The sequence below is a fragment of the Microbacterium sp. As-52 genome, from assembly GCF_049949185.1.
GTDB lineage: Bacteria > Actinomycetota > Actinomycetes > Actinomycetales > Microbacteriaceae > Microbacterium > Microbacterium maritypicum_A.
This window is the reverse complement of record NZ_CP188171.1, coordinates 3744253-3765397: the sequence shown is the minus strand read 5'-3', so window position 1 is coordinate 3765397 and position 21145 is coordinate 3744253. Positions and strand designations below refer to the sequence as shown.

Sequence of the window (21145 nt, the reverse complement as noted above, 5' to 3'; positions counted from 1 at the left end):
GTGGCCGTGCTCTGGTGCACGCCGGCGGTACGTGTGGCGGTCAGCGGTGGCTGTACTCGATCGATTCGCCGACGTACGGATCCCACGCGTCGCGCATCTCCTGGGTGAGACGGGTGGGACGTCCGGTCTTCGCATCGACGAGCACGATGATCGCCGTGGAGCGGGCGTAGATCTGACGCGGCGCCGCCGTGGGATCGTTGTGCACCTCGTAGCAGACCTCGACGCTGGATCCGCCGAGCTTGCCGAACCACATCTGCACTTCGAGCGGTCGCCGCTGGTAGGGCACCGGCGCGAGGTACTCGATCTCCTGTCGCGCGATGAGGGTGAGGATCCCCTCATCGATACCCGAGTCGAGCACCGCGGTGGATGGTGCCTCTTCGCCGGGGCCTGCACGCCAGAATGCTCGCACACGAGCTTCCTCGAGCAGCTTCAGCATCGAGGTGTTGTTGACGTGGTTGAACGCATCCAGATCGCCCCAGCGGAGCTGGATCGGGATGTGCAGGCGGGGCCCCGGCGTCGCAGTCACGAGGTGCTCAGTCGCGCGTCAGCTTGCGGTGCGTCGAACGGTGCGGCTTGGCCGCATCGGCTCCGAGGCGTTCGATCTTGTTCTCCTCATACGCCTCGAAGTTGCCCTCGAACCAGTACCACTGGTCCGGCTTCTCGTCGGTGCCCTCGTAGGCGAGGATGTGCGTGGCGATGCGGTCGAGGAACCACCGGTCGTGGGTGATGACCACGGCGCATCCGGGGAATTCGAGCAGAGCGTTCTCGAGCGAGCTGAGGGTTTCGACATCCAGGTCGTTCGTCGGCTCGTCGAGGAGCAGCAGGTTACCGCCCTCCTTGAGCGTCAGTGCGAGGTTCAGGCGGTTGCGTTCTCCACCGGAGAGCACCCCGGCCTTCTTCTGCTGGTCCGGCCCCTTGAAGCCGAACTTCGAGACGTACGCCCTGGACGGGATCTCGGTCTTGCCGACGGTGATGTAGTCGAGGCCGTCGGAGACGACTTCCCACAGCGTCTTGTTCGGGTCGATGTTGGAGCGCGATTGGTCGACGTAGCTGATCTTGACCGTCTCACCGATCTTCAGATCTCCGCCGTCCAGCGGCTCGAGGCCCACGATGGTCTTGAACAACGTCGTCTTTCCCACGCCGTTCGGACCGATGACGCCGACGATGCCGTTCGGCGGCAGGCTGAAGCTCAGGCCGTCGATGAGCGAGCGCCCGTCGAAGCCCTTCTTCAGGTTCTTGGCCTCGATGACGACGCTTCCGAGTCGAGGACCGGCGGGAATCTGGATCTCCTCGAAATCCAGCTTCCTGGTGCGCTCGGCCTCGGATGCCATCTCCTCGTAGCGGGCGAGACGTGCCTTCGACTTCGTCTGGCGACCCTTCGCGCTGGAGCGCACCCACTCCAGCTCCTCCTTGAGGCGCTTGGCGAGTTTGGCGTCCTTCTTGCCCTGGATCTCGAGGCGCTCGCCCTTCTTCTCCAGGTACGTCGAGTAGTTGCCCTCGTAGCCGATCAGGCGACCGCGATCGACCTCGGCGATCCACTCGGCCACGTGGTCGAGGAAGTACCGGTCGTGGGTGATCGCGATGACGGCACCCTTGTACGCCTGCAGGTGCTGCTCGAGCCACAGCACGCTCTCGGCGTCGAGGTGGTTGGTCGGCTCGTCGAGAAGCAGGAGATCGGGCTTCTGCAGGAGCAGCTTCGCCAGCGCCACTCGACGCTTCTCGCCACCGGAGAGAGGCGCGATCGCGGCGTCTCCCGGCGGTGTGCGGAGCGCATCCATGGCCTGGTCGAGCTGCGAGTCGAGGTCCCAGCCGTCGGCCGCGTCGATCTCTTCCTGGAGCGAACCCATCTCGGCGAGGAGCGCGTCGAAGTCGGCATCGGGATCGGCCATCAGCGCCGAGATCTCGTTGAAGCGGTCGAGCTTCGCCTTGATCGCGATGCCGTCCTGGATGTTCTCGAGCACGGTCTTCGTCTCGTCGAGTTCCGGCTCCTGCATCAGGATGCCGACAGTGAACCCCGGGGAGAGCTTCGCCTCACCGTTCGACGGAGTGTCGAGACCTGCCATGATCTTGAGGATCGTCGACTTGCCCGCGCCGTTGGGACCGACCATGCCGATCTTGGCCCCGGGGAGGAACGCCATGGTCACGTCGTCGAGGATGAGCTTCTCGCCCACTGCCTTGCGCGCACGAACCATCGAGTAGATGTACTCAGCCACCGAAAACCGCTCCTTCTGTTGGCGTCGAAGATCGACACTCCAGCCTACCGGCCCCCTGGCGTGTCACCAGTCGATCGGACGTGTGGTGCCGACCAGGCATCGCCCTTCGGCGAGTTGCGGGAGGACCGCGGTGACGACCTGTCCGGTGGACGGGCCGACCTGGCCGACCAAGCACTCGTCTTGACCCCACCGCACCGAGAACTGCAGACTCTCTGCCGGGTTGCCGACGGTGGTCTGATCCTGGGTCACCTGCATCGACTCGCGATCGAACCCTGCGCCGATCAGCGCGTCGATGTAGGCACGGCCGGAACCGCGCTGATCTGTCGCCCAGATGCCCTCCGCAGTCGCGGTGAACACCGGCAGGTTGTCCTCTGCGCTGCCGTCGGGAACGAGCACGGGAGCAGACGGCGCCGTCGAGTCCGCATCGGGAGTTGCCGAACTCGACGGAGACGCCGTCGGTGCAGGTTCCGGAACGCAGCCCGAGAGCAGAAGAGCAGAGACGGACGTGACCGCCAGAACGCCGGCTGCACGCGCCGGTGAGGAGACCGATCGACGAAGCACGTGCCGAGTCTACGTCGCCTTCCTCCCGCCTCAGCGTGAACCGGCCGACGGCCGACACCCGACGCTCTCGGAATCCGGTGCGCGTCAGTCGCTCGCCGCTATCCTCGACGCCGGATCCGCCCACGAGAGGTCGAATGCCGCAGACTCCGACTCTGCGGCGTGTACAGGGGCTCCTTCCTCTGCAGAGTGAGCGCTCGGCGCGTCGGAGCTTGCCTCCGCGATCCCGGTCTGCGGCCGCGGCTGCGGTCGATACGCCGTGGTCCCCCACCGCAGATCGTGACCGATCGCCTCTGCTTCGACATCGACACTTGTGCCATGTTTGCCGTTGCTCTCCCAATTCCGGATCTTCAGCCGACCTGTCACGATCACCGCGTCACCCGTCCGCAGGGACGCCTTGGCGTTCTCGCCGAGCTGCCGGAACGCTGTCACCGAGTACCAGTTGGTCCCCGAGTCCGTCCAAGCCTGGGCGGCGGGGTCGAATCGTCGGTGGGTGCTGGCGAGACGGAAGTTGGTGACCGCCACACCTCCTGCGGTCTGCACCTGTGTCGGGTCGGTGGCGACTCTTCCCACGATGGTCAGCGTGTCGATCATGTTGCTCGTCCTCTCGTCTCCGGATCCCTTCCGGTCTTTCCAGCGTGCGCGGCCACGACGGAGGCGGGGAGCCCGAAACGCGAAGTCGGTGGAGAGACCGAGGCAATTGCCCTCTGTGGAGAGAAACCCCCGATGAGGACGAGAGGACTGCGCGCGAGGGAATGTCGGTGGTCGGTCATATCTTCGAATCACGAAAGGAGCACCGATGTCCGACAGCATGATCACCTCTCTTCCCGAAGTCCCCTTCGCCACGCCTCGACTCTCGTCTCCGCGAGAGCATCTCGTCCGCGCAGCCGATCATCTCTGGAGGGTCCAGGACCAGAGAGAGCATGTCCTCGGACATCTGCGCATCGTCCCGGACCCGCTCGGTGTCCGGTACCGGGCGGAGAGGCTGCATCTCGCAACCGGCGTGTTCCGTGTGGTCGGCGAGTTCTGGCGTGTCGATGACGCTGTCGCGGTGCTGCGCTATTCCTGACGGTGGTCGCCGCCGCGACGCATGGCGTCGATCCGGGAGAGGTCGCGCTCCGCACATGAGATCGTCTCTCGTCGGATCGATCATCCGTCGGATCGAACATCCATCGGAGCGAACATTCTCGAACGCCGACACCGTGAAGTGCCCCCGGCAGGATTCGAACCTGCGACCAAGAGATTAGAAGGCTCCTGCTCTATCCCCTGAGCTACGGAGGCGCACGACTCTAGAGTATCGCGGTCGCGCAGACGATTCACGAGTCACACTCCGGCCGGTGATGTCGGGGGCGTCGATAGTATGGCGAGATGGTATCTGCGTCCGAGAATGATCGTCTCGTATGGATCGACTGCGAGATGACGGGACTCGATCTCGCGGTCGACGAACTCGTCGAGATCGCCGTCGTCATCACCGACTTCGAGCTCAACCCGATCGACCCCGGATTCCAGGTGGTGATACGCCCCACCGAAGCCGCGCTCGCGCACATGAACGATTTCGTCACGAAGATGCATGAGACATCGGGCCTCATCGAGGAGATCCCCGGTGGCGTGTCGCTGGAGGAGGCGGAGTCCCAGACACTGGCGTACATCAAGCGCTTCGTGCCCCTCGAGCGCAAGGCTCCATTGGCCGGCAACACGATCGGAACGGACCGCATGTTCCTGGCCAAATACATGCCGCAGGTGGATCAGTGGCTGCATTACCGCAATGTCGACGTCTCCAGCATCAAGGAACTGTCGCGACGCTGGTACCCGCGGGTCTTCTTCCAGGCTCCGCCCAAGGACGGAGGGCACCGCGCCCTCGCCGACATCCTGGAGTCGATCCGAGAGCTCCGTTACTACCGCGAGGCGGTGTTCGTCGATGAGCCGGGACCGTCCAGCGACGAAGCTCGCGAGATCGCTGCACGTACGGTGTCCGAGTTCACTCCGAACATGTAATAGACTCGTATGGTTGCCTGCTCCGGCAGGCACATGGTGGGTATAGCTCAGCTGGTAGAGCGCTGGCTTGTGGTGCCGGATGTCGCGGGTTCGAGTCCCGTTACTCACCCCACTGAAGAAGGCCCGAATCGCGAGATTCGGGCCTTCTTCGCGTCTACGCGCGGCTGGGACCCCTCCCCCGACGCCCTAGACTGACGACGTGTCACTCGCGGTCTGGTTCTCGTTGCTGACCGCGTCCGTCGTGATCAGCTTCACGCCTGGGGCCGGGGCGATCAACACGATGTCGAATGCGATGAACCAGGGCTGGCGGCGCTCGATCTGGGGCATCATCGGCCAGCAGATCGCGTTGATCGTCCACGTCGCGATCGTGGCTGCCGGTGTCGGGCTCCTGGTGTCACGTTCGGAAGTGCTGTTCAACGGCATCCGCTATGCCGGGGCCGCCTACCTGGTGTTCCTCGGGATCCGCCTCATCCTCGCGAAGCCCGCGGTCGTGGTCGACGACGATCCCCTGCCGGTAGACAGCCGCGAGAGCCACTGGTCGATGATCCGCCGCGGTTTCTGGGTCAATCTCCTGAACCCGAAGGCGATCGTGTTCTTCCTCGCGTTCATTCCGCAGTTCGTCAGGTTGGACGAGCCTCCGCTCCCCCAATACCTCACGCTCATCGTCACCGTGATCGTCGTCGACGTGATCGTGATGTGGGGATTCTTCGCTGCAGCCGCACGTCCGTTCCGTCGACTCACGCGAACCGCACGTGGACAGCGCATCCTCAACACCGTGTTCGGCGTCCTGTTCATCGTGGTGGCCGCGATCCTCGTTCTCCTGCACTGACCTCCCTCGGGCCCTAGGCTGAGGGGGATGGACATGGATGCCGCCGCCTTCGAAGAGCTCGTGATCGATGAGCTCGACCAGTTGCCCGACGACATGGTCGAAGGGTTGGAGAACGTCGTGTTCGTGGTGGAGGATCGGCCGGAGGACGGCAGCCTCGATCTGCTCGGCCTCTACGACGGGCTGGCGCTGACCGATCGGACCCAGTACGGGATGGGCGAGTTGCCCGATCGCATCGTGGTCTATCGCGAGCCGCACCTGGCCCAATGCGAGAACGAGGAAGAGCTCCGCGAGGAGATCCACACCACGTTGGTGCATGAGATCGCGCATTTCTACGGCATCGACGACGAGCAGCTGCATGAGATGGGTTGGGCATGACGATCCCCGCCGCGGTTCCCGATCTCGATGAGGCGACCGATCTGAGCGCCGCTCCCCTGGAGCCGTGGCAGGTGGTCGTCTGGAACGACCCCGTCAATCTGATGAGCTACGTGGTCCGTGTCTTCCGCACGTATTTCGGATACTCGCTCGACCACGCGACGACGCTGATGCTCGCCGTGCACCACGACGGACACGCCATCGTGGCGACGGGGCCGCGCGAGACCATGGAGGTCCACGCGCAGGCCATGCACGACTACGGCCTGTGGGCCACGGTCAGGAAGGCCTCACAGTGACCAGGGACGCCGTCATCGTCACGATCACCGGGATCGAGGAGCTCCACCTCGCGAAGCTCGTGGACGATTTCATCGAGCTCCTCGCGACTTCGCGGGAGGTCGGGGACCCCGCCATCGACCGATTGACGCCGACTCCCTACCCCGACGATGCGGACTCCGCCGCCGATTTCGCCGAAAGCACGAGGGATGATCTCCTCGATCGACGGCTCGCCGATGCGCGCCGGACACGTGGGTCTCTCGGAGACGTCACCGGTGACGACCTCGCCGAGGCAGAAGCGCTGCGGACGCGGGAGATGACCGTGCCCGTGGAGGACGTCGACGCCTGGCTCCGAACGCTCACGGCCATTCGCCTCGTCATAGCCACGCGGCTCGGGATCACGACCGACGAACAGACCGCCACGGATGGGCGTCACGATGTGTACGACTGGCTCGGATACCGTTTGGAACTTCTCATCCAGGCTGCAGACGAAGCGGATGAGGGCAGGAAGCTCTAAGGAACCTCGACGATTCTCGTAGCGAGGGATCGAGGGCCGTCCCGCTCGATGTGTCGGCGTTCCTGTGCGGCCCAACGGTCCCAGTGCGGCCGATAGGCGTCTCCATCGCGTGCCAGGGCACGCGCCTTCCTCGATGCCTCCGCCGACTCCACCCATACCCTGACATCGGCGAGGGCGGCGGTCGAGGGGCGGAGGATCCCGCTGCCCTCGATGATGACTCCGAGGGCCGGGTCGACGGCGTGGCTCTCCGCCTCGGTGCGGTCCTCCCAGTCCCATCGCCGCCAGGTGCCGAGATACCCGCGGCCGTGCGGACGGAGGATCCAGTCGAGGGCGCGCTCAGCGCCTTCATCGAGTCCGTCCCAGCCCGGGTAGATGGAATCCAACGCGATGAGCTGTACGTGACCGACCACGGGCCAGCGACGCACCAACAGGGAGGCGAGGGACGACTTTCCCGCACCGCTGCCGCCATCGATGAGCACGACGGGGTTCGCGGCGGCGACGGCACGGACATCCCGCTCGATCAGCGTCGCGGCCTGCTCCAGCGCGGCAGCGACCGGATCGTCACTTCTTGAGGGCACGGATGATGCGAGTGAGCGCCCGTCCGGCGACCCAGACGAACGGCACGGCGACGACGAGCAACGTGACGATGTTCGGCTCGAAGCGCAGACCTTCCTCGCGACGCACGTAGACCCCGACCGGGACGGAGACACCGCCACCGCCACCACCCTCGCCACCGTCTCCGCTGCCTCCGCCGAAGCCCGAGTAGGTGAATGCCACCGGAGTGATGCTCACACCGTCGACATCCTGCGGCTCCCCGTACGCGCTCTTCACGCCGAAGGACGCAGCTTGCTTTCCGAGTTCCAGTGCAATGTTCGGCATACCCCCACGCTAGTCGAGGAACCGCGCGCGCGTGCGATCAATCCAGGCCGTGGGCCTTCGGATGTTGGGCGGCACCGCGGCCGTCCCCGCGGCCGATGTGTCGCGCGCGGCTGATCGTCGCTGTGCCGAACCTGGCAATGGCCTCGTCGACTGCCCCCTCGACTCTGCGCCAGTCCTCGTCGTCGTCCCACAGCCCGAGACCGCCGCCGCCGGCCGGACGCAGGTTCTCGGCTCTGACGCCGACCAGACGCACGGGATCGCGTCGGTCGATCTGCTCGAACAGAGCCTGCGCAGCCTCGCCGATGCGCTGCCCGACCGCGGTGGGCTCGCTCAGCGTCTGAGAGCGACTCAGGGTGCGGAAGTCGTCGAAACGGATCTTGATGGCGACGGTCGACGTCTCCCACTCGGCGCGGCGGAGACGTGCGGCGACACGGTCAGCGAGCCGCAGGAGCTCCGCGCGGAGGAACGGACGATCGAGGATGTCCGTATCGAAGGTCTCCTCATGACCGATGCTCTTCTCCACGCGCACCGTGTCGACGGCGCGCGCATCCTCACCCATCGCGAGCTGAGCGAGGCGCGCGCCCAGGGCGGGGCCGACCGCACGCTCGATCATCTCGCGCGGAGCCTCGCGCACATCTCTCACGGTACGGATACCGCGTGCCTCCAGCGCCTCGGCAGCCTTCGGCCCGACGCCCCACATCGCGCGAACGGGACGTGGCGCGAGGAACTCGAGGGTGTCCTTCGCGGCGACGACGAGCATGCCGTTGGGCTTGGAGATCGTCGATGCCATCTTGGCGACGTGCTTGGTGGCCGCGACTCCGACGCTGCAGGTGATGCCGACCTCATCGAGGACACGCCCCCGGATGAGCTCTGCGATGTGCGCAGGGCTGCCCCAGAGCCGTCGCACGCCCTGCACATCGAGGAACGCCTCGTCGACCGACAACGGCTCGACGAGCGGGGTGAACGATTCGAAGATCGCCATCACCTGCCGGGAGACCTCCTGATATCGATGGAAGTGCGGCGGCACGATGCGCGCGGAGGGACACAGGCGCAGCGCCTGCGATACCGGCATCGCTGCGCGTACGCCGTATCGGCGGGCCTCGTAAGACGCACTCGAGACGACCGAGCGGCCGTCCGGTGCGCCGATGATCAGCGGAAGCCCCCGGAGCGTGGGATCGTCGAGGACCTCGACAGCCGCGTAGAACGCGTCCATGTCGACATGGAGGATGCGCGTCCCGGTGTCGTCGGCGTCGGAGGCGGAGACGATCCGTCCCGTGCCGTCACCGTGTCCCATACGACCATTCTCCCCCGGGCCTCCGACAGGAGGCCCGGGGCCACGCGCTACTGGGCAGCGCGCTCGAGGATGAGTTCACGGACGCGCGCCGCGTCCGCCTGGCCCTTCATCGCCTTCATGACGGCGCCGATGACAGCGCCGGCGGCCTGGACCTTGCCGTCCTTGATCTTCGCCATCACATCCGGCTGGGCCGCGAGAGCCTCGTCGATCGCAGCGATCAGCGCGCCGTCGTCCGACACCACGGCGAGGCCACGGGCGTCGACGACCTCCTGCGGAGTGCCTTCCCCCGCGATGACGCCTTCGAGCACCTGGCGGGCGAGCTTGTCGGTGAGCGTGCCCGCGTCGACCAGCTGCTGCAGTGCGGCGACGTTCTCCGGGCTGATCAGCTCGGTGGCTTCCTTCTCCTGCGCGTTCGCGAGACGGGAGATCTCCCCCGTCCACCACTTGCGGGCGGACGCAGGTGCCGCACCGGCGGCGATGGTCGCCTCGACCACTTCGAGCAGGCCTCCGTTGCGCACGTCCTGGAACTCCAGGTCGGTGAAGCCCCACTCCGTCATCAGGCGACGACGGCGGGCGACAGGCTGCTCGGGAAGAGCCGCGCGCAGCTCCTCAATCAGCTCGGCGGCCGGCTCCACGGGCAGCAGGTCGGGCTCCGGGAAGTAGCGGTAGTCGTCGGCGTCCGACTTCGGACGACCCGGCGATGTCGTACCGGTGTCCTCGTGCCAGTGCCGCGTCTCCTGCGTGATCGTGCCGCCATCGGCGAGGATCTGCGCCTGGCGCTGGATCTCGTACTTCACGGCCCGCTCGACCGAACGCATGGAGTTGACGTTCTTCGTCTCGGTGCGGGTGCCGAGCTTGTCGGTGCCACGCGGACGCAGAGAGACGTTGGCGTCGCAGCGCAGGTTTCCGCGTTCCAACCGGGCCTCGGAGATTCCGAGACCACGGACGATGTCACGGATCGCCTGCACGTAGGCCTTGGCGACCTCCGGTGCGCGGTGCTCGGTGCCGTAGATGATGTTCGTCACGATCTCCACCAGTGGCACGCCCGCACGGTTGTAGTCGACGAGCGAGTACTCGGCACCCTGGATGCGTCCGGTCGCCCCACCCATGTGGGTGAGCTTTCCGGCGTCCTCCTCCATGTGAGCGCGCTCGATCGGGATCGTGATGAGTGTCCCGTCCTCGAGCTCGACCTCGACCGAACCGTCATAGGCGATCGGCTCGTCGTACTGCGAGATCTGGTAGTTCTTGCCGAGATCCGGGTAGAAATAGTTCTTCCGCGCGAACCGGCTCGATTCCGCGATCGAGCATCCGAGAGCGAGACCCAGGCTGATCGACGAACGGATGGCGGTCTCGTTTACGACCGGAAGCGACCCCGGCAGACCGAGGTCGACGGGCGCGATCAGCGTGTTCGGCTCCGCGGCGTGGAAGGTCTCGTTGGCCGGGTTCGGCGCATCGGAGAACATCTTCGTGTTGGTGTTGAGCTCGACGTGCACCTCGAATCCGAGGACCGGCTCGAACAGCTCGAGCGCCTTGTCGAAGTCCATGAGCTTGGCGGTGGCCATCAGCGCTTCCCTCCTGCGAGCTGCGGTGCGCGGGTGAGCAGCGGCGCACCCCAGGAGTCGACCAGCAGCGTCTCGAGCGCGGCGCCGACCTTATAGAGACGTGCATCCTCCCGTGCCGGGGCGATGAACTGGATGCCGACGGGGAGTCCGTCGTCATCGGCCAGACCGCTGGGGATGGAGATGCCGGGAACGCCGGCGAGGTTCACCGGAATCGTGGTGATGTCGTTGAGGTACATCTGCAGCGGGTCGTCGATCTTCTCGCCGAGCTTGAAGGCGGTGGTGGGCGCCGACGGCGTCGCGATGACGTCGACCTCGGCGAAGGCGTTGGCGAAGTCCTGCTGGATGAGTGTGCGGACCTTCTGCGCGCTGCCATAGTAGGCGTCGTAGTAACCGGCCGACAGTGCGTACGTGCCGAGGATGATGCGGCGCTTGACCTCGTCACCGAAGCCGGCGTCACGGGTTGCGGACATGACGTCCTCGACCGTCGGGTTTCCGTCGGGCGTCACCCGCAGACCGAAGCGCACCGAGTCGAACTTCGCGAGGTTGCTCGATGCCTCCGCGGGGAGGATCAGGTAGTACGCAGCCACGCCGTACTCGAAATGCGGAGCACCGATCTCGACGATCTCCGCGCCCTGAGCCTCCATGAGCGCGAGAGCATTGCGGAAGGATGCGGCGACGCCGGGCTGGAAGCCACTGTCCGGCAGCTCGCGGATCACGCCGACCTTGAGACCCTTGAGCACGTCTCCGCGCGCACCCTCGCGAGCCGCCTCCGCGAACGAAGGCCATGCATCGCGCAGCGACGTCGAGTCCTTGGGGTCATGACCGCCGATCGCATCGTGCAGCAGGCCGGAGTCGAGCACGGTCCGCGAGACCGGACCGACCTGGTCGAGGCTGGAGGCGAGGGCGATCGCACCGTAGCGGCTCACGCCGCCGTACGTCGGCTTGACGCCGACCGTGCCGGTCACGTGGGCGGGCTGACGGATCGAGCCGCCGGTGTCGGAGCCGAGAGCGAGCGGTGCCTCGAATGCGGCGACAGCGGCAGCCGAACCTCCACCGGAGCCACCGGGGATGCGGTCGAGGTCCCAGGGGTTGTGCGTGGGGCCGTATGCGGAGTGCTCGGTAGACGACCCCATGGCGAATTCGTCCATGTTCGTCTTGCCGAGCGGGATGAGTCCCGCATCGCGCGAGCGTGCGACGACCGTGGCGTCGTAGGGAGAGCGATAGCCCTCGAGGATGCGCGAGCCGCTGGTGGTCGGCTGGTCGGTCGTGACGAGGACGTCCTTGATCGCGAGAGGAACGCCGGCGAGCGGGCCGAGGGCCTCGCCGGCGGCGCGACGCGCGTCGATGGCCGTTGCGGCCTCGAGCGCTCCCTCGTTGATGTGGAGGAAGGCGTGGACGTCGCCGTCCACGGCGGCGATGCAATCGAGGTGCGCCTGGGTCGCCTCGACGCTCGACACCTCACGAGAGGCGAGCTTCGCGGCGAGGTCAGCCGCATCCAGCCGGATGATGTCGCTCACTGTTCTTCTCCCAGGATCGCGGTCACGCGGAAGCGGCCGTCGGCGGCATCCGGGGCGTTCTGAAGCACCTGCTCGTGCGTGAGCGTCTCGCCGACCACGTCGGGTCGGAAGACGTTGCTCAACGGAATCGGGTGACTCGTCGCCACGACGTCGGCGGTCGCGACCTCCGACACCTTCGCGATGTTGTCGACGATGGCGTCGAGCTGGCCCGTGAGCCTCGACACCTCGTCGTCGTTCAGCTGGATGCGTGCAAGCACACCGAGGTGGCGCACGAGTTCAGGGGTGATTTCAGACACTCCCCCAGTCTAGTTGGCGCGCTCCCCGGTCCCATGCCCGACGAGCAGCTCGACATATGCTGGGCGGGTGAGCACGTTCCAGCCTCCTCGCCCGTGGGTCGCCAGCTACGCCGCAGGCGTCCCGGAAGACCTCGCCCCGGTCGACGGATCACTCGTCGACATCGTCGCCGCGTCGGCACGGGACTACCCCGATGCCCCCGCGCTGCAATTCTTCGGGCGTGAGACGACATACGCACAGCTGCAATCAGCGATCGACCGCGCGGCGACGGGGCTGCGGGATCTCGGCGTCCGCGCCGGCGACCCTGTGGCCATCGTGCTGCCGAACTGCCCGCAGCACATCGTGGCCTTCTACGCGGTGCTGCGACTCGGCGCCGTCGTCGTCGAGCACAACCCGCTCTACACGCCTCGTGAGCTGCGCAAGCAGTTCGAGGACCATGGAGCGAAACACGCGATCGTGTGGAACAAGGTCGTCTCCACGGTGCAGGAGTTCCCGGCGGACCTCGCAGTGACGAACCTCATCTCCGTCGACGTGACGCGCGCCATGCCGTTCCTCACGCGCTTCGCCCTGCGTCTCCCCGTCGCGAAGGCTCGCGACTCCCGCGCGGCCCTCACGGCCAAGGTGCGCGGCACGGTCGTCTGGGACACGCTGGTCGCTTCCGACCCTCTCCCGGAGACGCACTCGAAGCCGGGAACCGACGATCTGGCGATCATCCAATACACCTCCGGAACGACCGGAACGCCGAAGGGGGCGGCGCTCACACACCGCAACCTGCTGGCGAACGCCGCCCAGTCGCAGGCCTGGGTGCCGTCGATCCGACGCGGCAACGGTTGCGTCGTGTACGCGGTCCTTCCCATGTTCCACGCTTACGGACTCACGCTCTGTCTGACGTTCGCGATGTCGATGGGGGCTCGACTCGTGCTCTTCCCCAAGTTCGATCCGGACCTCGTGCTCGACGTCGTCAAGAAGCACCCCGCCACGTTCCTGCCGCTGGTACCGCCCATAGCCGACCGCCTTCTCGCCGCGGCCAAGGCGAAGGGCGTGTCGCTCGAGGGCATCGAGGTCGCGATCTCCGGCGCGATGGCGCTGCCACATGAACTGGTCGTCCCCTTCGAGGAGGCCACCCACGGATATCTCGTCGAAGGCTACGGGCTGAGCGAGTGCTCCCCTGTCCTGATGGCGAACCCGGTGGCGGACAACCGCGTTCCCGGAACCGTCGGGCTTCCCCTGCCCGGAACCGAATGCCGCGTGGTGGATCCGGAGAACCCTGGTGAGGACGTGCCGTCGGGCTCTGCCGGGGAACTCGTCGTGCGCGGGCCGCAGGTGTTCTCGGGGTACTACGGCAAGCCGGAGGAGACGGAGGCGGTCTTCGTCGACGGCTGGTACCGCACCGGCGACATCGTCACGATCGACGAGGCCGGCTTCGTTCGCATCGTCGATCGCATCAAGGAGCTCATCATCACGGGCGGCTTCAACGTCGCACCCACCGAGGTGGAGAACGCCCTGCGCCAGCACCCGCAGGTCGCGGATGCCGCGGTCATCGGTCTGCCGAGCGAGCACTCCGGTGAAGAGGTCGTCGCCGCGATCGTCATCGATCAGGGAACCGACGTGGACGTCGAGGCCGTTCGTGAGTTCGCGCGCAGCATCCTCACCCCCTACAAGGTCCCCCGCCGCATCTTCGTGGTGGACGAACTCCCGAAGTCGCTGATCGGTAAAGTGCTCCGGCGCCAGGTCAAGGAGAAGCTCGTGGCGCTGAACACCGGCGCCTGAGGACGCCCTCACAGGCGGCGGACGCCGCAGCGCGCTACCCTTGGGAAGTGACCCCTGAAGATGCAGTGCTGACCGACGCCCCCGACGAATCTCCCGCGACCCCTGGATTCGAGGAGCTCGGCATCACCGGGCCCGTCCTCAAAGCCATCAAAGACCTCGGCTATGAGACGCCGTCGCCCATCCAGGCGGCCACCATCCCGACGCTCCTGGCTGGGCGCGATGTCGTCGGCATGGCGCAGACCGGTACCGGGAAGACCGCGGCCTTCGCCCTCCCCGTGCTCGAACGCCTCGATGTCTCCCAGAAGACCCCGCAGGCCCTCGTGCTCGCACCCACCCGTGAGCTCGCGCTCCAGGTCTGCGAGGCGTTCGAGTCGTACGCCTCCAAGATGAAGGGCGTGCACGTGCTCCCCGTCTACGGCGGGCAGGGCTACGGCGTGCAGCTGTCGGCCCTGCGCCGCGGCGTCCACGTGATCGTCGGCACGCCGGGCCGCATCATGGACCACCTCGCCAAGGGCACGCTCGACCTGTCTCAGCTGCAGTACCTCGTGCTCGACGAGGCCGACGAGATGCTGAAGATGGGCTTCGCCGAAGACGTGGAGCAGATCCTCGCGCAGACACCCGAGGAGAAGCAGGTCGCGCTGTTCTCCGCGACGATGCCGCCGCAGATCCGCCGTCTCGCCCAGAAGTACCTGCGAGACCCCGAAGAGATCAGCATCAAGTCGAAGACCGCGACCGGCACCAACATCACGCAGCGCTACCTCGTCGTGTCGTACGCGCAGAAGGTCGATGCGCTCACCCGGATCCTCGAGGTCGAGAACTTCGACGGAATGATCGTCTTCGTCCGTACGAAGAACGAGACCGAGACCCTGGCGGAGAAGCTGCGCGCCCGTGGCTACTCGGCCGCAGCCATCAACGGCGACGTGCCTCAGGTGCAGCGTGAGCGCAGCGTGAACCAGCTCAAGGACGGCAAGCTCGACATCCTGGTCGCGACCGACGTGGCCGCGCGAGGACTCGACGTCGAGCGCATCAGCCACGTCGTCAACTTCGACATCCCCACCGACACCGAGTCCTATGTGCACCGAATCGGTCGCACGGGCCGCGCCGGACGATCGGGCGACGCGATCAGCTTCATCACCCCGCGCGAGCGCTACCTCCTGAAGCACATCGAGAAGGCGACGCGTCAGCAGCCGGCCCAGATGCAGCTCCCGAGCACGGAAGACGTGAACACCACACGTCTGAACCGCTTCGACGACGCGATCACCACGGCGCTGTCGGAGACCGGGCGCATCGAGGCGTTCCGCGACATCGTGGCGCACTACGTGCGTCACCATGATGTCCCTGAGGGTGATGTGGCCGCCGCTCTGGCTGTCGTGGCGCAGGGTGACAAGCCGCTGCTGCTCGACCCCGCCAACGATCCGCTCACCAAGGCGGTAGAAGCAGACAACCGTCCCCCGCGCGAGCGCACGGGGCGCGATGCTCGTGAGCCGCGTACGGAACGACGCGGGCGTGGCGACTACACCGCCTACCGCATCGAGGTCGGACGACGTCACCGTGTCGAACCCCGCCAGATCGTCGGGGCCCTCGCCAACGAGGGCGGTCTGGGACGCGACGACTTCGGTGCGATCAACATCCGTCCGGACTTCTCGACGGTCGAGCTGCCATCGAACCTGGATCCGTCTGTCCTCGAGAAGCTGCGCGACACGCGCATCTCGGGACGCCTGATCGAGATCAAGCCCGACCGCGGTCCCGGGGGCGCACGCCGCACCGGTGGCCCTCGGGAGGCCGGCGGTCGGGGTGACCGTTTCGAGCGTCGGGACCGCGATGATCGGCCGGCGCGCGACACGCGTGACGAGAAGCCGTACCGCAAGCCGCGTCACAAGAGCTGACCACCACTCGCGCGCGGAACGGATTATCCCGTCCCGCGCGCGAGTCGCGCGGCGACATCGATCAGCGGCTCCGGATGTGTGAGCAGCGCACGCTGCTCGGGGTGCGCGATGAGATGGGCGATCAGCCGATGCGCGCCCATGACCGCAGGCTCCCAGTATCCGCCGACGTGGTGTCTGCTCAGGGGCAGGACTCGAGATTCTCCGTCGACCGTCAGAGTCACGGAACCGTCGTCGGGATCGACTCCGGGATCGGTCAGCATGGCGGCGGTCAAAGCGCCGAGCAGAATCGTGCTGACGAGCCCGGGAAGACGGAACCTCGTCGTGGGGACGTCCATGACGATCGTGTCGAGCTCGCTCCAGCTCACGATCCCGCGATTATCGACGCCCTCGCGAATGATCACGGCATCACGGGTCAACCGCAGATGATGGCGACCGGGATCTCCGACGGCGAGAGCCTCCGGGACGACGATCAGGGGCCCGAAGCGCTTCACGCCCCTTCGCCCGTGGGAGGGAGGGCATCCGGCCCCTGGGTCACCAGGATATGGAACTGCGCCGCGTCGAGGATTCGCAGGCCGAGGTCCTCCGCCTTCGCCAGCTTGGAACCCGCGCCGGGGCCGGCGGCGACGAAGTCGGTCTTCTTCGATACGCTCGACGCGGCCTTGCCGCCCGCGTTGATGATGGCCTCCTGTGCGCCGTCTCGTGTGTAACCGTCGAGGGATCCGGTGGCGACGACGGTCAGCCCCTCCAGGACTCCGCCCGCGGCCACAGCCGCGCCGGGGCCGGGGTGCCCAGGCGTCGCCCACTGCACGCCCGCGTCCTCCCACTGCTGAACGATCTCCTGGTGCCAGTCCACCTCGAACCAGGCGAGAAGCGAATCGGCGATGATGCCACCGACGCCCTCGACCGCGGCGAGCTCGTCGCGTGACGCCGCGCGGATCGCGTCGAGCGACCCGAACCACTGAGCGAGCGCCCTCGCGGCGACAGGGCCGACATGGCGGATGTTCAGTGAGACGAGCAGCCGCCACAGGTCCTTCGTCTTGGCCTTCTCCAGTTCTGCGAGCAGGGTGAGCGCCTGTGCGGAGGGCTGGGGTCCGTCGAGACCGGATTTCTTCTCAGCCGCAGTGGGGTTGCGTCGGAAAGGAGCGCGAGTTTTGACGACCCCGTCCTCGTCTTCCTTGGGGAGACCCGTCTCGGCGTCGCGAACGAACAGCTCGATGGGGACCAGCTGTTCGAGGCTGAGCGCGAACAGGCCCGCCTCGGTCTCGAGCGGTGGCACTGCAGGAGACGTCGGCTGCGTCAGGGCCGCAGCGGTGACCTCGCCCAGTGCCTCGACGTCGAGGGCGCCTCGCGAACCGATGTGCTCCACGCGTCCGCGCACCTGCGCCGGGCACGAGCGTGCGTTCGGACAGCGCAGATCGATATCGCCTTCCTTCATGGCTCGCAGGGGCGTGCCGCACTCCGGGCACTCGACGGGCATCACGAACTCGCGCTCGGTGCCGTCGCGCTTCTCGACGACCGGCCCGAGGACCTCGGGGATCACGTCGCCGGCTTTGCGCAGCACGACCGTGTCACCGATCAGCACGCCTTTCGCCTTCACGACGTCCTTGTTGTGCAGCGTCGCCTGGCGGACCACCGATCCGGCGACATGTGCGGGGGCCATGACGGCGAACGGAGTCGCGCGACCGGTGCGACCGACCGACACGACGATGTCGAGCAGCTTCGTCTGCACCTCTTCCGGCGGGTACTTGTAGGCGATCGCCCAGCGCGGGGCCCGGCTCGTCGCGCCGAGCTCGTCGTGCAGCTCGAGCTCGTCGACCTTGACCACGATGCCGTCGAGCTCATGCTCGACATCATGCCGATGCTCGCCGAAGTACTCGACGAACGTGACGACCTCGTCGATCGTGCGGCAGACCTTCGTGTGCGGGCTCGTGGGCAGCCCCCACTCCGCGAGCAGGTCGTACACCTCGCTCTGCGCGGCGACCGGAGGGTTCGACCATGCGCCGACCCCGTGCACGTACAGCGCGAGCGACTCGATCCGCAACAGTCCTGCTTCGAGCTCGAGGCCGTTCTTCTTGTCGATCTGCTGGCGGAGTCCACCGCTCGCCGCATTGCGGGGGTTCGCGAAGGCCGGGAATCGCCGGGCGGCCGCAGTGCGCGCCTTCTCATCGTCGAAGGGCTTCTTCACCCCGCCGCGCGACTCCCACCGCTCGAGCGCGTCGGCGTAGGCCCGGTCGCGGAAGGCTGCCTGCGCCGCATTGAGCCGTTCGAACGCCGCCACGGGGATGAAGACCTCGCCGCGCACTTCGACGATCGGGGGATGCCCGTCGCCGCTGAGCCGATATGGGATCTCAGGGAGACGCAAAGCGTTCTCGGTGACGATCTCTCCGACGCGTCCGTCGCCTCTGGTGGCCGCGGAGGTCAGCACACCGTTCTCGTAGCGGAGGTTGATCGCCAGTCCGTCGATCTTGAGCTCGGTGAGCCAGGCGACCTCGCGGCCCGCTGCGGCCTTCGTCTTCGCTGCCCACTCCTTCAGCTCGTCGATCGAGAAGACGTTGTCGAGGCTGAGCATCCGCTCGGCGTGCTCGATGGTCGCAAGACCCGTCGCCTCGGCCGCGCCGACCATCTGGGTGGGCGAGTCCTGTCCCTGGAGCTCGGGGTGCAGACGCTCGAGCTCTTCGAGCCGGTGCATCCATCCGTCATAGGTGAAGTCGTCGACGACCGAGGTGTCGCGGCCGTAGTAGGCCTCTTTGGCGTCGAGGATGCGAGTGGTCAGCTCTTCAGCTTCGGTTCGGGCGTCTTCCAGCGAGATGTTCTCCGGCACTCCGCCAGTCTACGAGCGGGTACCGACACCGGAAACGTCTACGCGCCGACGGGAACCGCCGAGACCGTCGTGTCGATCGTGAACTGTCCGAGCACGCGCGTTCCGACGTAGAGCACAGCGGTCTGCCCCGGTGCGACGCCGTCGAGGGGAACCTCCGGTGTGACGCGTACACCCCCGTCGGAGACCTCGGCGTGTGCGGCCACGGGCTCGGAATGCGCACGGATCTGCACATGGCAGGAGAAGGACGATTCGGTCGGTGCAGCGCCGGCCCAGCTGAACCGCTCCCCCGCGATCTCGGCGATGGCGAGGGCCTCCTTCGGGCCGACGACGACGGTGTTGGAGACCGGGCGCACTTCGAGAACGAACCTCGGCTTGCCGTCGGCGGCGGGCACACCGAGCTTGAGACCGCGGCGCTGCCCGACGGTGAAGGCGTGAGCACCCTCGTGGGATCCGACGACCTCTCCGCTGCGGTCGACGATCTCGCCGGTCGCCGTGCCGACCTTCTCGGCGAGCCAACCGCGGGTGTCACCATCGGGGATGAAGCAGATGTCGTGGCTGTCCGGTTTCTGCGCGACGCTCAGACCGCGTGCCTCGGCTTCGGCGCGCACGATCGCCTTCGCGGGCGTGGTGCCGAGCGGGAAGTAGGTGTGCGCGAGCTGCTCGGCGTTGAGGACGCCCAGGACGTACGACTGGTCTTTGGCGTTGTCGGAGGCGCGGTGCAGCTCGAGACCCCCGTCGCCGTCGATCAACGTCGCGTAGTGCCCCGTGCACACGGCGTCGAACCCGAGCTCGATCGCTCGCTCCAGCAGTGCGGCGAACTTGATCTTCTCGTTGCATCGCATGCAGGGATTGGGGGTGCGACCGGCCTGGTACTCGGAGATGAAATCTGCGATCACGTCGTCGCGGAACCGCTCCGAGAAGTCCCAGACGTAGAACGGGATGCCGAGCACGTCTGCGGCGCGACGGGCGTCGAGGGCATCCTCGATCGTGCAGCAGCCGCGGCTGCCGGTGCGCAGGGTGCCGCCGGCACGGGACAGTGCCAGATGCACGCCGACCACGTCGTGCCCCGCCTCCACGGCCCTGGCGGCCGCGACGGCGGAGTCGACTCCACCGCTCATAGCCGCAAGGATCCGCATGAGACCAGTCTACGAGCGCGCGGCTGTGCCGGCGCCGGATGCGCGGGCATAGGCGTCAGCGATCGTGGCGAGCACCGCATCGACGTCGGTATCGGTCGAGGTCCGACCGAGCGAGAACCGCAGCACGCTGCGCGCATCCCGTTCGCTGCGCCCCATCGCCATCACGACGTGCGACGGCTCGGCGACGCCCGCCTGGCAGGCGGATCCCGTCGAGGCAGCGACGCCGGCGACATCGAGGAGGAAAAGCAGGCTCTCCCCCACCGCGCCGGGGAACAGCACGTGCGCGTTCCCCGGGAGGCGCACGGTCGGATCCCCCAGCAGTTCTGCTCTCGGCACGGCCGCCCTGATGCCGGACACGAGGCGGTCACGCAGCGCGCTGAGTCGTGCGGTCTCGTCCGATCGTTCGCGCTCTGCGAGCTCCAGCGCCGTCGCGAAAGCGGCAGCCCCGGGGACATCTTGCGTGCCCGCGCGCAACCCGCGCTGCTGAGCTCCCCCACGCAGCAACGCGGTGAGGCGGGCCGTGCGTGCCGTGACGAGGACTCCCACGCCGACCGGAGCGCCGATCTTGTGGCCGGCAAAGCTCATGGCGACCAGGCCGACCCCACCGTCGGCATCACCTCGCAGGGTGCGGAACGACAGCGGCACGTGTCCGAGCGCCGCGACGGCGTCGATGTGCAGGGGAACTCCCGCTCCCGCCGCCGCGGCTGCGAGGGAGCGGGTGTCGTTGATGGTTCCGGCCTCGTTGTTCGCCGCGAGGGCCGTCGCCAGAGCGGCACCGGGGAGCTCGGCGGCGAACTGCTCGGGATCGATCCGCGCGTCGGGCGCGACGGGCACTCGTCGCAGTGCTGCCCCTTCATCCACGAGCGCGGCGACCGTGTCCATCGTCGCGTGATGCTCGGCGTCGGGCATCACGATCGCCGACGTTCCGCCCGCGCGGCCGTGCCACAACCCCTGAAGAGCGAGGTTGATGGACTCCGTGCCCCCGGAGGTGAACACGATCTCGATCGGGTCGGCCTCCAGCACCGCGGCGACCCGTTCGCGCGACTCCTCGAGCAGCCGACGCGCATCCTGACCCGCCCCGTGCGTCGACGACGCATTGCCGACCATCTGGGAAGCGGCGAGCCAGGCCTCCCGTGCTTCGGGGCGCAGTGGCGTGGTCGCCGCGTGGTCCAGATAGTGCCGCATCCTTCGATTCTCTCCCGAAACGAGGGCGGAAGGGTGCTGCCTCC

General features: G+C 67.1%; 22 protein-coding genes and 2 tRNA genes. 9 read left to right on the top strand and 15 right to left on the bottom strand.

The annotated features are described in order from the left end of the window. Positions 1–40: 40 nt before the first annotated feature. From ACLFA2_RS18160 to ACLFA2_RS18145, 4 genes are all read right to left on the bottom strand, one after another. A complete protein-coding gene (locus tag ACLFA2_RS18160; RefSeq protein WP_021200514.1) occupies positions 41–526 on the bottom strand; it encodes an acyl-CoA thioesterase in 486 nt (161 codons plus the stop codon). Positions 527–533: 7 nt separating this feature from the next. Continuing rightward, complete coding sequence (gene ettA, locus ACLFA2_RS18155; protein WP_017830677.1) at positions 534–2213, bottom strand: energy-dependent translational throttle protein EttA; 1680 nt, start codon at positions 2211–2213, stop codon at positions 534–536. Positions 2214–2276: 63 nt separating this feature from the next. After that, positions 2277–2774: a DUF6993 domain-containing protein gene (locus ACLFA2_RS18150; protein WP_426621764.1), complete on the bottom strand. Its 498-nt coding sequence runs from the start codon at positions 2772–2774 to the stop codon at positions 2277–2279. A gap of 84 nt (positions 2775–2858) precedes the next feature. Continuing rightward, positions 2859–3365, bottom strand: a complete 507-nt coding sequence (locus tag ACLFA2_RS18145; protein ID WP_426621763.1) for a single-stranded DNA-binding protein — start codon at positions 3363–3365, stop codon at positions 2859–2861. 205 nt (positions 3366–3570) lie between these two features. Here ACLFA2_RS18145 and ACLFA2_RS18140 point away from each other — a divergent pair, with 205 nt between their 5' ends. Further along, positions 3571–3840, top strand: a complete 270-nt coding sequence (locus ACLFA2_RS18140; RefSeq protein WP_029259185.1) for a hypothetical protein — start codon at positions 3571–3573, stop codon at positions 3838–3840. A gap of 139 nt (positions 3841–3979) precedes the next feature. Here the strand turns inward: ACLFA2_RS18140 and ACLFA2_RS18135 are convergent. Further along, positions 3980–4052: transfer RNA gene (locus ACLFA2_RS18135), tRNA-Arg, on the bottom strand. A gap of 87 nt (positions 4053–4139) precedes the next feature. On the opposite strand from ACLFA2_RS18135, the gene orn reads away from it, so the two are divergent. From orn to ACLFA2_RS18105, 6 genes are all read left to right on the top strand, one after another. Next, positions 4140–4766, top strand: coding sequence for an oligoribonuclease (gene orn, locus ACLFA2_RS18130; protein ID WP_021200510.1), 627 nt, complete (start codon positions 4140–4142; stop codon positions 4764–4766). 36 nt (positions 4767–4802) lie between these two features. After that, positions 4803–4878, top strand: a tRNA-His gene (locus tag ACLFA2_RS18125). Between the two features lie 87 nt (positions 4879–4965). Beyond that, entirely contained in the window at positions 4966–5595 is a 630-nt protein-coding gene (locus ACLFA2_RS18120; RefSeq protein ID WP_021200509.1) for a LysE family translocator, read from the top strand. A gap of 27 nt (positions 5596–5622) precedes the next feature. Next, a complete protein-coding gene (locus ACLFA2_RS18115; protein ID WP_426621762.1) occupies positions 5623–5970 on the top strand; it encodes a metallopeptidase family protein in 348 nt (115 codons plus the stop codon). Next, positions 5967–6263 carry an ATP-dependent Clp protease adapter ClpS gene (gene clpS, locus ACLFA2_RS18110; protein ID WP_021200507.1) on the top strand — a complete coding sequence of 99 codons (297 nt, stop codon included), beginning with the start codon at positions 5967–5969 and terminating at the stop codon, positions 6261–6263. Before ACLFA2_RS18115 ends, clpS begins: the two co-directional genes overlap by 4 nt. Continuing rightward, the gene (locus ACLFA2_RS18105) at positions 6260–6757 is read left to right on the top strand and encodes a DUF2017 family protein (RefSeq protein ID WP_426621761.1); all 498 of its coding nucleotides are present in this window, start codon (positions 6260–6262) and stop codon (positions 6755–6757) included. Before clpS ends, ACLFA2_RS18105 begins: the two co-directional genes overlap by 4 nt. On the opposite strand, the gene ACLFA2_RS18100 is transcribed toward ACLFA2_RS18105, so the two are convergent. Genes ACLFA2_RS18100 through gatC form a run of 6 tightly spaced genes read right to left on the bottom strand, consistent with a single transcriptional unit; the run spans position 6754 to position 12305 of the window. Further along, the gene (locus ACLFA2_RS18100; protein WP_426621760.1) at positions 6754–7335 is read right to left on the bottom strand and encodes a hypothetical protein; all 582 of its coding nucleotides are present in this window, start codon (positions 7333–7335) and stop codon (positions 6754–6756) included. The genes ACLFA2_RS18105 and ACLFA2_RS18100 overlap by 4 nt on opposite strands. Next, positions 7319–7636: a hypothetical protein gene (locus tag ACLFA2_RS18095; protein ID WP_021200504.1), complete on the bottom strand. Its 318-nt coding sequence runs from the start codon at positions 7634–7636 to the stop codon at positions 7319–7321. Before ACLFA2_RS18095 ends, ACLFA2_RS18100 begins: the two co-directional genes overlap by 17 nt. 37 nt (positions 7637–7673) lie before the next feature. Then, on the bottom strand, positions 7674–8930 hold the full coding sequence (gene dinB / locus ACLFA2_RS18090) for a DNA polymerase IV (RefSeq protein ID WP_426621759.1): 1257 nt from the start codon (positions 8928–8930) through the stop codon (positions 7674–7676). A 47-nt stretch (positions 8931–8977) separates the two neighbouring features. Continuing rightward, the gene (gatB, locus tag ACLFA2_RS18085) at positions 8978–10492 is read right to left on the bottom strand and encodes an Asp-tRNA(Asn)/Glu-tRNA(Gln) amidotransferase subunit GatB (RefSeq protein ID WP_426621758.1); all 1515 of its coding nucleotides are present in this window, start codon (positions 10490–10492) and stop codon (positions 8978–8980) included. Next, entirely contained in the window at positions 10492–12009 is a 1518-nt protein-coding gene (gene gatA / locus ACLFA2_RS18080; RefSeq protein WP_426621757.1) for an Asp-tRNA(Asn)/Glu-tRNA(Gln) amidotransferase subunit GatA, read from the bottom strand. Before gatA ends, gatB begins: the two co-directional genes overlap by 1 nt. Further along, positions 12006–12305, bottom strand: a complete 300-nt coding sequence (gene gatC / locus ACLFA2_RS18075) for an Asp-tRNA(Asn)/Glu-tRNA(Gln) amidotransferase subunit GatC (RefSeq protein ID WP_029265429.1) — start codon at positions 12303–12305, stop codon at positions 12006–12008. The genes gatA and gatC overlap by 4 nt, the downstream gene beginning before the upstream one ends. 67 nt (positions 12306–12372) lie before the next feature. On the opposite strand from gatC, the gene ACLFA2_RS18070 reads away from it, so the two are divergent. Both ACLFA2_RS18070 and ACLFA2_RS18065 read left to right on the top strand, forming a co-directional pair. Beyond that, positions 12373–14073: a long-chain-fatty-acid--CoA ligase gene (locus tag ACLFA2_RS18070; RefSeq protein ID WP_426621756.1), complete on the top strand. Its 1701-nt coding sequence runs from the start codon at positions 12373–12375 to the stop codon at positions 14071–14073. Positions 14074–14138: 65 nt separating this feature from the next. Beyond that, on the top strand, positions 14139–15959 hold the full coding sequence (locus ACLFA2_RS18065; RefSeq protein ID WP_021200498.1) for a DEAD/DEAH box helicase: 1821 nt from the start codon (positions 14139–14141) through the stop codon (positions 15957–15959). A 23-nt stretch (positions 15960–15982) separates the two neighbouring features. Here the strand turns inward: ACLFA2_RS18065 and ACLFA2_RS18060 are convergent, their stop codons facing one another. The 4 genes from ACLFA2_RS18060 to ACLFA2_RS18045 are packed head-to-tail and all read right to left on the bottom strand — an operon-like array spanning position 15983 to position 21101. After that, a complete protein-coding gene (locus ACLFA2_RS18060; protein ID WP_021200497.1) occupies positions 15983–16450 on the bottom strand; it encodes a hypothetical protein in 468 nt (155 codons plus the stop codon). Further along, positions 16447–18780, bottom strand: a complete 2334-nt coding sequence (gene ligA / locus ACLFA2_RS18055; protein WP_426621755.1) for an NAD-dependent DNA ligase LigA — start codon at positions 18778–18780, stop codon at positions 16447–16449. Before ligA ends, ACLFA2_RS18060 begins: the two co-directional genes overlap by 4 nt. Before the next feature lie 38 nt (positions 18781–18818). Next, positions 18819–19916 carry a tRNA 2-thiouridine(34) synthase MnmA gene (gene mnmA, locus ACLFA2_RS18050; protein ID WP_426621754.1) on the bottom strand — a complete coding sequence of 366 codons (1098 nt, stop codon included), beginning with the start codon at positions 19914–19916 and terminating at the stop codon, positions 18819–18821. Positions 19917–19925: 9 nt separating this feature from the next. Further along, positions 19926–21101, bottom strand: coding sequence for a cysteine desulfurase family protein (locus ACLFA2_RS18045; RefSeq protein ID WP_297554051.1), 1176 nt, complete (start codon positions 21099–21101; stop codon positions 19926–19928). Positions 21102–21145 lie beyond the last annotated feature (44 nt).

What these genes read in the sequence shown, in the direction of transcription:
- ACLFA2_RS18145 (WP_426621763.1), bottom strand. Translation starts at nt 3,365, where the DNA reads ATGATCGACACGCTGACCATCGTGGGAAGAGTCGCCACCGACCCGACA.
- ACLFA2_RS18140 (WP_029259185.1), top strand. Translation starts at nt 3,571, where the DNA reads ATGTCCGACAGCATGATCACCTCTCTTCCCGAAGTCCCCTTCGCCACG.
- orn (WP_021200510.1), top strand. Translation starts at nt 4,140, where the DNA reads ATGGTATCTGCGTCCGAGAATGATCGTCTCGTATGGATCGACTGCGAG.
- ACLFA2_RS18115 (WP_426621762.1), top strand. Translation starts at nt 5,623, where the DNA reads ATGGACATGGATGCCGCCGCCTTCGAAGAGCTCGTGATCGATGAGCTC.
- clpS (WP_021200507.1), top strand. Translation starts at nt 5,967, where the DNA reads ATGACGATCCCCGCCGCGGTTCCCGATCTCGATGAGGCGACCGATCTG.
- ACLFA2_RS18095 (WP_021200504.1), bottom strand. Translation starts at nt 7,636, where the DNA reads ATGCCGAACATTGCACTGGAACTCGGAAAGCAAGCTGCGTCCTTCGGC.
- dinB (WP_426621759.1), bottom strand. Translation starts at nt 8,930, where the DNA reads ATGGGACACGGTGACGGCACGGGACGGATCGTCTCCGCCTCCGACGCC.
- gatB (WP_426621758.1), bottom strand. Translation starts at nt 10,492, where the DNA reads ATGGCCACCGCCAAGCTCATGGACTTCGACAAGGCGCTCGAGCTGTTC.
- mnmA (WP_426621754.1), bottom strand. Translation starts at nt 19,916, where the DNA reads ATGCGGATCCTTGCGGCTATGAGCGGTGGAGTCGACTCCGCCGTCGCG.
- ACLFA2_RS18045 (WP_297554051.1), bottom strand. Translation starts at nt 21,101, where the DNA reads ATGCGGCACTATCTGGACCACGCGGCGACCACGCCACTGCGCCCCGAA.